Source organism: Vibrio sp. 10N.239.312.C11, assembly GCF_041466065.1.
GTDB lineage: Bacteria > Pseudomonadota > Gammaproteobacteria > Enterobacterales > Vibrionaceae > Vibrio > Vibrio tasmaniensis_A.
In genome coordinates, this window is sequence record NZ_JBFSRZ010000019.1 from 38,938 (window position 1) to 50,759 (window position 11,822).

At 43.7% G+C, this 11,822-nt stretch carries 9 protein-coding genes; 3 read left to right on the forward strand and 6 right to left on the reverse strand.

From position 1 onward, the window contains the following. Positions 1-12 precede the first annotated feature (12 nt). The 4 genes from AB6D07_RS10465 to deoD all read right to left on the reverse strand — a co-directional run bounded on the left by AB6D07_RS10465 (position 13) and on the right by deoD (position 5,509). Positions 13-1,593, reverse strand: coding sequence for a GGDEF domain-containing protein (locus tag AB6D07_RS10465; protein WP_029223174.1), 1,581 nt, complete (start codon positions 1,591-1,593; stop codon positions 13-15). Continuing rightward, complete coding sequence (locus AB6D07_RS10470; RefSeq protein WP_017104294.1) at positions 1,593-3,062, reverse strand: hypothetical protein; 1,470 nt, start codon at positions 3,060-3,062, stop codon at positions 1,593-1,595. The genes AB6D07_RS10465 and AB6D07_RS10470 overlap by 1 nt, the downstream gene beginning before the upstream one ends. 186 nt (positions 3,063-3,248) lie before the next feature. Further along, a complete protein-coding gene (locus AB6D07_RS10475) occupies positions 3,249-4,718 on the reverse strand; it encodes a lactate dehydrogenase (protein ID WP_029223173.1) in 1,470 nt (489 codons plus the stop codon). Positions 4,719-4,798: 80 nt separating this feature from the next. Further along, positions 4,799-5,509, reverse strand: a complete 711-nt coding sequence (deoD, locus tag AB6D07_RS10480; protein WP_017100923.1) for a purine-nucleoside phosphorylase — start codon at positions 5,507-5,509, stop codon at positions 4,799-4,801. Between the two features lie 346 nt (positions 5,510-5,855). On the opposite strand from deoD, the gene AB6D07_RS10485 reads away from it, so the two are divergent. After that, positions 5,856-6,830 carry a L,D-transpeptidase family protein gene (locus AB6D07_RS10485; protein WP_017100924.1) on the forward strand — a complete coding sequence of 325 codons (975 nt, stop codon included), beginning with the start codon at positions 5,856-5,858 and terminating at the stop codon, positions 6,828-6,830. Between the two features lie 175 nt (positions 6,831-7,005). On the opposite strand, the gene AB6D07_RS10490 is transcribed toward AB6D07_RS10485, so the two are convergent. Further along, positions 7,006-7,272, reverse strand: a complete 267-nt coding sequence (locus AB6D07_RS10490) for an Lpp/OprI family alanine-zipper lipoprotein (protein ID WP_009845829.1) — start codon at positions 7,270-7,272, stop codon at positions 7,006-7,008. Positions 7,273-7,632: 360 nt separating this feature from the next. On the opposite strand from AB6D07_RS10490, the gene AB6D07_RS10495 reads away from it, so the two are divergent. After that, positions 7,633-8,964 (forward strand): DEAD/DEAH box helicase, encoded by a 1,332-nt coding sequence (locus AB6D07_RS10495; protein ID WP_009845828.1) that lies wholly within the window; start codon positions 7,633-7,635, stop codon positions 8,962-8,964. Between the two features lie 152 nt (positions 8,965-9,116). On the opposite strand, the gene AB6D07_RS10500 is transcribed toward AB6D07_RS10495, so the two are convergent. Then, positions 9,117-10,364 carry an SGNH/GDSL hydrolase family protein gene (locus AB6D07_RS10500; protein WP_029223172.1) on the reverse strand — a complete coding sequence of 416 codons (1,248 nt, stop codon included), beginning with the start codon at positions 10,362-10,364 and terminating at the stop codon, positions 9,117-9,119. 516 nt (positions 10,365-10,880) lie between these two features. On the opposite strand from AB6D07_RS10500, the gene AB6D07_RS10505 reads away from it, so the two are divergent. Then, complete coding sequence (locus AB6D07_RS10505) at positions 10,881-11,822, forward strand: triacylglycerol lipase (protein WP_017104292.1); 942 nt, start codon at positions 10,881-10,883, stop codon at positions 11,820-11,822.

Consider the following 11,822-nt stretch of genomic DNA (forward strand, 5'->3'; position numbering starts at 1 on the left):
ACAGACGTGTTACTACTCTGTACACACTTGATTACGGCCGTTGGCTTTAGCTCGGTATAGGGCTTTGTCTGCACGATAGAAGGTACGCTGAGTATTTTCTCTATCGCGATGCAAAGTGATACCGATACTAACGGTTAAACCGCGCTCGCCGAGTATTTCATGCCACCCAAATTGGAAGATACGCTCTCGATAATTTTCAGAGTGCATTTCTGCTTTCGCAAGGTCAGTATTCTCAAGGATGACGAGGAACTCTTCTCCGCCAAACCTGACACATGACGCGCCTCTAAACTTAAAGTATGAACGCAGTTCTTGAGAAACGCTGACGATCGCTTTATCACCCACTAAGTGGCTCAGTTCATCATTGATTGACTTAAAGTGGTCGATATCGATAACCATTAATGCGAAAGGCGTTTCGTGTAGCAGTAGATCTTTCAGTTTCACATCTAACCAGCGACGGTTGTTTAACCCGGTCAGTGGATCGGTGAAAACATCTTGTTGTAGCTGAGCAACTGTATTTTTATGTTGCTCTGTTGTCTCTTTAAGCTCTTTGTTCTCTTGTTCGGAGAGAATGAGTTTAAGTTGTAATTCAAACCGAGATAGACGGCGCAGTTGGCTTGCACCGAGTTCGCTGATCGGGATCTGCTTCATCAGATCCGTTTCAATTCGGTAGCCTTTCTTCTCGTAGCTCAGCGCTTCTTCAAAACGACCTTGATTCAAACACACATCACTTAGAGAATCATAGAAGCGCTTCGCAAGCACAGGTGACGAGCCGGGCTTCACACGTTTGTGGGTGCTCGACAAGATCATACTTGCATAGTCTTGCTTTCCGGTCGCACTCAAGCAATGTGCTAACTCTAGACGAGTCATGGTCGCGAGCCAACTTGCTTGAGTACTGTTGGCTGGATATTGAATTTTTGACAGACAACGAAGCGCTTCATGGTGCTTTTTCTTAGCACGGAGCACTTTTGCTTGATACAACAGTATCTGAGCTGTGAGTAGCTTATCACTCACTAAAATGCTCAGTTCTTCGCATTCGTTCAGTAAGTCGCTGGCCGCCGTTATTCGGTTGAGCAGTAGCAGACTTGCTACCATATAAAGCTTGAATTTCAGACGAAGTGATCGACTGCTTATCGCGTGATCTATGCTATTGATTTTTTGGTAGTAGCGAAGAGCTCTGCTGTGGTCTCCGTAAGCGTCACACAGGTTCCCCATACCTAAGATAGCCATTACATATTCATCGATATGTCCGTGCTCAACGGCGATTGTCGATGAGCTGACGAATTCATTCAGTGCCGACGTGTAATCACCAATTTCAACCAAGCGATTACTTAAGCTGGTCTTTACAGTAAGAATATCTTCTATATCTGTAGGAAGGTGGAGTAGGTCGAGTGCCAGTTTTAATTCATCAATACTGGTTTGATTTTGTTGTAACTCGGCGCGGTACTCAGAGCTGATGATGTAACAGTGTGCTTGTTCTGTTTGTGTCGTCGAAACGTGTTGGCGAATATGATTCCAGAATATGATCGCCTCTTCACCCGATACCGATGAAGGATCTAGACCTGCATCTGTAATCTTGCTTAATAGGGTTTCCATCATTCTGTTACCTCAGCATCGTCTTCTTCTAGTTGTTCAAGAGTGAACGGGAACGTCAAAATATCGTTGAGGCTGACGGTCGGTCTCGAACCTTTTAATCCTTTTCTGTGCCATGGATAGATATCTAGCATGGTGGTCAGAGTTTTGAAGATCTGGTCAGCAGCTTCGTCTTTTTCGGAAAGCATAAGAGCCACACGTTCCGAACTTAGCCTTGCAATGAAGTCGTTCTGATTACACAAGGTATGTGCTATCTCGGTACAGACATCTAAGTAATCGGTATCGATGTGATGGAACATGATGATGCAGTGATTAGAGCGTTTAAGCTCCGTCTTAAATAGTACCAGTTTTTCCCACCAGAAGGTTTCGGAAACGACATAAGAGAGGTGCTTTTCCGGGTCGTGTTCGTGTTGACCTCGAATGCGGTTAATTAGCTTACGAGCTCTCTGTTCAAGCTGGCGTTTTGAACTGCGCGCTTTGTCTAAACCGACACGATTTGTTTGTTCTTTAAGCATGCCGGTAGAATATTGACGATACTTCTTAAAAGCGGTCAATGCGGCTTCAAAATCTTGATTTTCTTCTGCGACTAAAGACTGTTGATAACAAATTTGGCTAAGCAGTTCGCCATTATCGAATTCGTTTGCTGACTCTTCTGCCAGCCTTAGCAACTCGGCGGCTTGTTCTGGCCTCTTTCTTAAGAGCTCCAGTCTAGCTCGACTGATGTAGGAATGCGCTTTCATCCATACAAGGTTGTGCTCTACTGCTAGCTTGTGCGCTTTGGCTGTGGCTCGTTCTGCATCATCCAAACGTTCAAGGCCAAGTAGGGCAAGGCCTCGAAAATCCCATACTTCAGCGTGCCAAGTATTATCTTTATATTCTTTTAATGCTTCTTCTGCACCGTCGAGCACCGACAGCATTTCAACATAGTTGTTGAGCAGGTAGTAATCCCATGCGAGAAGTATTCTTGCTTTGCCTTCTAACCAACCAATGCGACTGTTATTCGCTACTTTTACAGCGAGCTGGTGGGTAGAGCGTGCAAGTTTATATTCGTGAGTCATTCGCCAAATGTTGCCAAGGCCAATGAGGCATTCAATTTGAATCTCCACTTCATCAACCAGTGCAGATTGTTCTAATGCATTGATCCAGAACTGTTGGGCGGAGTAATACTTGGCTTGTCCCCAGAATTGGAGAGCGTGTAAGTGGAGAATTTCAGGGAGAAAATGATCGGTATCTAATCGGCTTTGGCGTTTGTAGGCTTCCTTGATGTATTTTAAACCTTTCTGGTAATCCATAAGGTTCCAACAACATCTCGCCATTAACATGAATGACTGGATAGCGCCCTCTTCAAACAGAACTTGCTCTGATCTGACTAGGCATTGTTGTGCAATCTCTAGGATCACCAATGGCTCAGAATCAACGCGAGTTTTGAGTTGTTCTAGTTCGGTTTCAAGAAGGTACTGATTTTTGTCCAAGGCTTAGATCCATAATTATCGAACATATTGATAACACAATCATTATAGGAGTGTGATTGATGATAAGCATCAATTATCTCTCGCTGAGCATAAAGGGGACACGTATCTTTTCCAATTCTGGGTGTTATCTCATGCTTTTGCTTTGAAATCAATGAGTTCTAGAGCGCTTGTCTAGATGGTAAATCTCTATGAAAGCAATTGCTTAAGAGTTAATGGCTGCTCTGTCACACCTAAGCGTTGTGCTGCCGTCAACCCTTGCTTATCTTGGTAGCACAGATTGTGCCAAGATCTAAATATGTCGAGTAATGGAAGAATGCCCCCAGGACGAAGTTTACGTCTTGGCTCATTGATGAAGCTATCAAATAACAACTGAAAACGTTGTTGATAGAACTTTGTTTGCTGAATTGAAGCTGTATTAAACCACTGTTTTGGTTCTGGATTGTTACCGGTTAGGTAGCAGATACCTTTTTGACTGTCACCTTGACTCGCGATAGCCCAACGATCGCGCCACCAACTCATATGAACGATGTCGATCTTTTCAAAATTTTGGTCATCTTGCCAACCTGAGTCTTCCTCTACATACATAAGGTCAACATTTTGACTCTGAATACGCGGCAAGCAAACGCTTAGAGCGGCAGATCTTAGTAATGGGTCTTGTGGCATATAGATCGTGACATGCTTATTCTCATCACACATATCAAGCACGTGTAGGAAGTGAGCATAGGAAGTATAAGGCGGTCGAATTAGCGCGCCCTTCGAAGGGTAACTGAATGTCGTGAGGTTCCCCATTGGATCCTCGACATTACCTCTCGCAAGAATCACTTGGTATTGCTGCTCAATGCGCTCTTTCAGTTTGTCAGACGGCTGAGGAAGTTCGAGATTCGCTTCTGAAGAGTGCTCTTTAGACACAAAGCGTGCAACGTCATCATAAGGGTTGTGATCAGCACTTCCAGATGGTTCTTCATTTTGAGAGTAATTGACGTGTTGGCAAAGGATGTAGCCAGAGTGTGCCTCGCCAGTCGCTATCCATACCACACCATTGTTGCTTTTCGGTTGCAGGCGTTGGTAGTGAGAAGCGAATTCGTAATCTTTAGCATGGTTGACCCAACGAGCATCGATCATCGCTAACTTGCGACGACAGCGACTGGCGATATGGTCAACATGATCATAGAAAGTCTTTGGATTGATCTCTAACTTTCTACAAATTTCACGTACTGAATATCCCATGAACAATAAGCCCATGAGGTTCTCTTGAAACTGAAGTTTTTTGTTGGATCCTGACCACTTATCAACGAAGGTTGATTGGCAGTCTTTGCATCTGTAACGCTGCCTATCGCCACTGTAGCCGAAGGCATGATAAAGATGTTTGTGGGTATGAACCGATAAGCCAAAGTTATCGCAATCATCATTACGACAAGCAGGGAGCCCGTCGCTGTGAAGTTGTCTTAGGCGATGAAGTTCGCTTAACACTTCACGATTGTTAAGTAAGGGGGGGAAAGCTCCACATTCACGACAAACCATCGCTGGACGCTTAGGGTTTGCGTGTTGCAAAACATACCGTTTTGCATCGCTCAAGCCAAAGTTGTCACACGCCAATGTTTTACAAAAGTTGAGTTGCAAACCATCCGCATCTTTTGGCAGCTTGTCGTTAGACACGATCTCCCCCTCGGGATTATTTGAGCAGCCAAGTGAGCTTGGCTGCGGGGTAACGCTTTTCAATGTATCTTATCAATTCGTTAGATGTTGATTGCAGTCTCTAGAGCAACTTTCATCATGTCGTTGAAAGATTTTTGACGATCTTCAGAGCTTAGTTTCTCACCACGGATGATGTGGTCAGATACTGTTAGGATAGTTAGAGCTTTAGCACCAAGATCCGCAGCAACACCGTAGATACCAGCTGCTTCCATATCAACACCAAGGATGCCTAGCTTTTCCATTTTTTCGAAAAGGTCAGCTTCTGGAGTGTAGAAAAGGTCTGCAGAGAATACGTTACCAACTTTAACTGGAACTTCTTGTGCACGTGCTTGGTTTACGGCTTCTTCTAGAAGACCGAAATCAGCGATTGCCGCGAAGTCATGGTTGTTGAAACGAATGCGGTTTACTTTTGAGTCAGTCGATGCACCCATACCGATAACAACGTCCATTAGTTTAACGTCATCACGTACCGCACCACAGCTACCTACGCGAATAACGTTCTTTACGCCGTACTCAGCAATTAGCTCATGTACATAGATGCAGCACGATGGAATACCCATACCGTGGCCCATTACAGAAACTTTCTTACCTTTGTAAGTGCCTGTGTAACCAAACATGTTGCGAACGTCACAAACTTGCTTCACGTCATCAAGGAATGTTTCTGCAATGTATTTTGCGCGAAGCGGGTCGCCTGGCATAAGTACAGTTTCTGAGAAATCACCAGCTTGAGCATTAATATGAGGTGTAGCCATGGTCGTTCTCCAAAGTTTTAACGGTAATTATAGGAACAGGGTTTTATTAATTACCGATTCTGTTGAATTGAATTCGTTTTGTTGAGGCAATATTAGCGAGTTAAAACGAGGCTCCGTGAGATGTTTGTCACAAATTTGCTCTACCTTTAAAGTATTATTCATATAGATAACCAAATATGTTGAAAGTTTAGAGGCAATCGATTTTGTGTGGTTAAATTACGCTATGTCCAGACGAAAAACGACAAATAAAGGCCTGTTGCATATCAGCTTGGAGCAACAATACGTTGTCGCGACGTTTGATCAGCGATAATCTAAACTTTGATAAAAAGACAAACCAAGGAATTGTATGTCGTATTGCGCTAACTCGACGCCTTTGCACTCAATGAGAACACAGATACGTAAGGTAGCTTTACCTCTAGTGAGGGTCACCTTGTTTGTGGCAGCGATGGCTTCGTCGTGTGTGTCTGCTGCAACTTTTGAGTTGCCGCCAACTGAAAGTCGTATTGTCGGAAGAATACAGCAGCATGAAGTGGCAGCGGGCGAAACGTTGGCCATCATTGCTAAGCAATACGATATTGGTTTTCTCTCTTTAATGGCGGCAAACAAAGGCGTTGATCCTTTTCTTCCTGCTGAAGGTTATGTGTTAAGTATTCCTAGTCGTCTGATTCTGCCGGATACGCCGAGAAAAGGCATTGTGATTAACCTTGCCGAGTTAAGGTTGTACTTCTTTGAACCTGAGAAAAATCAGGTGCACGTATTTCCTGTTGGCATCGGTCGAGTGGGGCGAGATACCCCAGAGATGATCACTAAGATAAGCCAAAAAAGACCCAATCCGACTTGGACGCCTCCAAACTCAATTCGTAAAGAGTATCTAGAGAAAGGGATTGAGCTACCAAAAGTGGTTCCTGCTGGGCCGGAAAACCCTCTGGGCGAGTATGCATTACGACTTGCTTATGGTGCAGGTGATTATCTGATACACGGCACCAATAAAGACTTTGGGATAGGCTTGCGAGTCAGCTCCGGCTGTATCCGTATGGAACCTAAAGATATTGAGTGGCTTTTTGAACAGGTTAGTCGTGGTGAGCAAGTCACAATAATCGATGAGCCTATCAAAGTGTCTTTAGAGCCAGATAGAAGCGTGTTTGTTGAAGCTCACGAACCATTGACGCGAAGCGACGGCTCTAAGAAATTATTGCAAATCCCCGTTGAATTAAAATGGTGGCTTGAAGATGCAGATCTACCAAATTCAAAAGCGAAAGCGGTGATATTTGCTCAAAATGGCGTGCCTGTTGAGATAGCACCACCTGTGATTGAGTTCTAATTTGATTGCCTCTTCTGTAATAAGGGGCGTTTATCTTTGTTTACTCGAATTAGTACCTTCTACTCGAATTAGTAACGCCGAAAAAAAGCACCACATCCGTTAAGAGGTGGTGCTGTCTATTTACTGCATTTTGCGACTGATTTAATCTACAGCTTAATCGCACTGAGCTCTCAAACTATTTAGTGTAAGACTCTGCGATGTTGTCGATACGGTCGTTAGCACGATCCGCTTCTTCTTTTGCTGCCATAGCGGCTGCAGCTGCTTCTTGAGCTTTCATTTCAGCTGCCGCTTTATCGCCTTTAAGTGCTTCAACTTCACTGGTTAGCTCAGCAACTTGGTTAGTCAATTGATCCATTTGTGACATTGCAGCTTCTTCTGGCTCAGAAGAACAACCAGCTAAAATGAAAACTGAGGCTGCAGCTGCGATTAACGTCTTATTCATAAGAACTCCTTGCTTATTTATCATCAAAAGATGCGCTATACATTCTTTATCATATAGTCGCTTCATTAATGATTGTAGCGACTAATTTTTTAACTGCAAAAACAATAACTAGAGAAATTACTAAATTTTTGAGGTAATTAGCTGAGCGTCACGTTATGTCTCGTTTATGAGATGGAGGGGTGAGAGCCGGTTTTGATGTGTTTTGGAGAGTTATTTCTTTACGAACAATGCATACAATGTGCTAGCAAACGAGAGATAAAGGGATAAATTTTCTGTGATCTCTATCCTTATAAAGTACTTTCGCGGTATCATGTCACGTTAAATTAATTTTATTCAATACCATCATGACTGGAGAGTCCTTTGCACTTTAAAGATTTAGGCTTAGATAACCGCTTACTGAAGAACTTAAAACATTACGACTTCAAGAAGGCGACAGAGATCCAATCAAAAGCGATCCCTGTTGCTATTGCTGGTAAGGATCTATTGGCTTCATCAAAAACGGGATCAGGTAAAACATTGGCGTTTGTGTTGCCGATGATACATAAAGCATTAAAAACAAAAGCGTTTTCTGCTAAAGATCCTCGTGGTGTAATTTTGGCTCCTACTCGTGAGCTAGCAAAACAAGTTTACGGCGAGCTGCGTAGCATGCTTGGTGGTCTGTCTTACGAAGCCACACTTATCTTGGGTGGCGAAAACTTTAACGACCAAGTTAAAGCCCTGCGTAAGTACCCTCGTTTTATTGTTGCGACTCCAGGCCGTCTTGCGGATCACCTTGAGCACCGCTCACTGTTTTTAGATGGTGTTGAAACGCTGATCCTTGATGAAGCTGACCGTATGCTAGATTTAGGTTTCGCACCTGAATTGCGTCGTATCGCGAACGCAGCTAAACACCGTCGCCGTCAAACGTTGATGTTCTCTGCGACACTTGATCACGCGGAAGTGAACGACATTGCAAATGAAATGCTAGATTCGCCTAAACGCATCTCAGTGGGTGTTTCTAACGAACAGCACCTTGATATCACTCAGAAGTTTTACCTATGTGACCATCTAGATCATAAAGAAGCAATTCTGGATCGTGTTATTGAAGAAGCTGAATACCGTCAGGTGATGATCTTCACGGCAACTCGTGCTGATACTGATCGCCTAACCGAGAAGTTAAACGAGAAGAAGCTTAAAGCGGTGGCATTGAGCGGTAACCTAAACCAAACGCAACGTAATGCAATCATGAGCCAGTTCGAGCGTGCGGTTTACAAGATCTTGGTAACAACAGACGTTGCTTCACGTGGTATCGATATTCCAAACGTAAGCCATGTTATTAACTTTGACATGCCTAAGCATACAGAAGAGTACGTGCACCGCGTTGGTCGTACTGGTCGTGCGGGTAACAAAGGTGATGCAATCTCTTTGGTTGGTCCAAAGGATTGGGATAGCTTCAAGCGTGTTGAGCTTTACCTTCAACAAGATCTTACCTTCTCTGTACTTGAAGGACTAAAAGGTAAGTTCAAAGGTATTAAGCCGCGTAAACCTGCTTTTGCTAAAGGCGGGCCTGCGAAGAAGAAAACCAATACTCAAGCTAAGAAGACGCCGAAGAAACCGGTTAAGCGCGATAAGAGCTTCCACAAGAATGTGGCAGTGGGTGATACAGTATTTATCCCTAAGAAGAAAGTTGCGCCAAAAACTGACGACGAGTAATCAACTCGTGTGAGCTAAAAGATGATGTTTATAAAAACAGATCTTTATACAAGCTAGCGTAAATAAAAACCGCCGATGAAGGGCGGTTTTTTTGTATCTGGTTTCTGCACCTGAGAGGTGTTGTCTCAGGACTCAGAGTCATTCGAAAAGCATTAGAAATCAAAGGTTGAGAATGAATACGCCAAAATATGGTCGGCAATGTATTTGTGGGTGGCGGTCGTTGGGTGTGTTACTCCCCAGAAGACATAGCTGTCTGATCCGTACGCTGCGCAATCATTGGTTAAGCTGTGGCTTTTTAGGTAGTCGGCTGCTGAGCTTCTATTTATATTAAGGCAGGCATCACTCGCGTTTCGAAAGCCATGTTGCTCTGGATTATCGGTAATGCTGGCGAACAACGCACTCGCATCGAACAACACCACGTTTTTACCCATGCTTTGGTAATACTTGGCCTGCGTCTTGATGAATTGATTGAACTCTAAAATCTTGCCACGAACTTTAATGATCTCTTGTTCAGTTGAGTATTTGAATTGAGGGGCTTTGGTTGCATCGGGCAAGGTGAACAGCAGGATATTGTTTGCACCAGATTCCGTTAAGCGGATCAAAGCGCTGCTGAAATCGGCCTTTACATCAGCCACTTCTCGGTTGTAGTTCATAAAGTCATTGAGGCCAAACTCTAAAGTAAACAACGAGTTTTCTGGGCGGTAGTTTTTGGCGATTTTCATATAGGTTAAGTAAGAGGTGACTTGGTCATATACTCCGGTTAATGCGACGTATTGATTGGTGCCAGCAGCCCCACCTACCGCCCAGTTATAAAGAGGCACATCTTTCGCCTTGGCTAAATACTCTGTCCAGACTAAACCGTTTGAAAAGTGCCCTAAAAACCATGAGTTAGCGTTCGGGAAAACCCATTGAGAACCGTTAAATAGGTTACCGGTGTCAGAAAGACTATCACCGAAGGTGACGATACGGTTGATGGTGTTCGCTTGGACAACGTTGTCATTTGTCCAAATCGAGTGGTTATAAGAGAAGCGATTGTCTGCTGCAAAGTAAGTGATGTCTGCGGCGTCATGTTGGATGTCGAGCGTCTGTTCACAACGTTGCTTGATTTCAGATTGCGGAGCATCACTGTAGAACATGTTTTTGAAAGAAACAGAAGACCACCAGTATCCATTGATTGTGTAGTAATCACCATTTTCCTTTTTCGCCCATTTCCAGTCGGTGGCTGGGGAGTCATGTGAGGCATCGGTTCGATACCAACATCGAACATAAGAATAGGTCTCTGAACCTTGTGTACTAAGTACTTGTGCGGATGTAATCGATTCAGGTGTCGGTATTGAATCTTCAGCTGCATAAGCACCAAAAGGCAGGGTTAACGCGAGTATAAAAGCCGTATTTTTCATCACTGTATTCTCTTTTATATTTAGTGAGCCAAACAAAACGTTGTTGCTTGTGACTGATTTAATAACTGAATTGCTAATAACTGGTATGACCTATATCTAAAACCAATAACTCTCGTCAATACATTCAGTTTGTTAGCGGCTCATAACTGGCATCAGTGTCAAAGTTCCAACCACTTTTTGATTGAAAAACAATGGCTTCGAAATGAGATAGCTAATATCTAACATTTGATTTTAACGAACTATCGCAGGCAAACACGTCGTCATTGACCGGTACGGGATGATTTGTCTATTGAACGCTTAAATGAAAATGTTATCAGAAGGGTGGGAGGTAAATTTTAATTTAATCAGTGGTTTATCTGTTGGTAGTATCAAGCGACGTTGCATTTTCTATGTTCATCACAATTGTTTAATTCAAGTTCAATATCACAAATATCAAGTTGTTACTTTTTGTTTTATAAAATCATCATCTACGGTTTCTTTACTCATCAGAGGTCTAATCTGTTTAAGGAAAGAGCATTGAAAAAGATATTAATTTGGACGATAGCCTGCCTATCCAGTTTTGGCGTATATGCCGGAACAAGCGCATCAGCATTAGAAACCAGCGGATACACTGCAACGAAATACCCTATTATGTTGGTACACGGCTTGTTTGGTTTCGATACATTAGCAGGCGTGGATTACTTCTATGGCGTACCGGAGTCTCTAACTAAAGATGGTGCGAGCGTATACGTTGCTCAGGTTTCTGCTACCAACAGTTCTGAAGTTCGTGGTGAACAGTTACTCGCTCAAGTCGAGACTCTGTTAGCCGCGACAGGCGCAAGTAAAGTGAATCTAGTTGGTCATAGTCACGGTGGTCCTACTGCGCGCTATGTCGCATCGGTTCGACCTGATCTTGTTGCTTCGGTGACGAGCATTGGTGGTGTTCATAAAGGATCTAAAGTGGCAGACCTTGTTCGCGGGACGGTATCTGAAGGGTCAGTTTCAGAAGGTATCGCGGTTAAATTGGCTGGTGGATTGACGGCGCTTATCAACCTATTATCTGGTGGAACGGATCTTGATCAAGATGGCCTTGCGTCTCTTGAAGCGTTGACCACTGAAGGTTCGCTTGCATTCAATCAGTTTTACCCTGAAGGCGTGCCAACGTCTGCGTGTGGTGATGGTGAATGGCAAGCAAACAACGGTGTTTATTACTATTCATGGACAGGATCTTCCACTTTTACCAACCTTCTTGATCCTACCGACGGAGCGATGACAATCCTTGGTTTAGCTTTTAATGAACCTAATGACGGGTTAGTGGGAGCATGTAGCGCGCATTTGGGCAAAGTGATTGGTGATGACTACAAAATGAATCACCTAGACGAGATCAATGGACTATTGGGTATCCACCATCTTTTTGAGACAGATCCAGTGACCTTATATCGTCAGCACGCCAATCGATTGAAGTTGGCCGGCCTTTAG

Coding starts and splice junctions, on each gene's coding strand:
- AB6D07_RS10490 (WP_009845829.1), bottom strand. CDS start 7,272: ATGAATAAGACGTTAATCGCAGCTGCAGCCTCAGTTTTCATTTTAGCT.
- AB6D07_RS10465 (WP_029223174.1), bottom strand. CDS start 1,593: ATGGAAACCCTATTAAGCAAGATTACAGATGCAGGTCTAGATCCTTCA.
- AB6D07_RS10500 (WP_029223172.1), bottom strand. CDS start 10,364: ATGAAAAATACGGCTTTTATACTCGCGTTAACCCTGCCTTTTGGTGCT.
- AB6D07_RS10485 (WP_017100924.1), top strand. CDS start 5,856: ATGTCGTATTGCGCTAACTCGACGCCTTTGCACTCAATGAGAACACAG.
- deoD (WP_017100923.1), bottom strand. CDS start 5,509: ATGGCTACACCTCATATTAATGCTCAAGCTGGTGATTTCTCAGAAACT.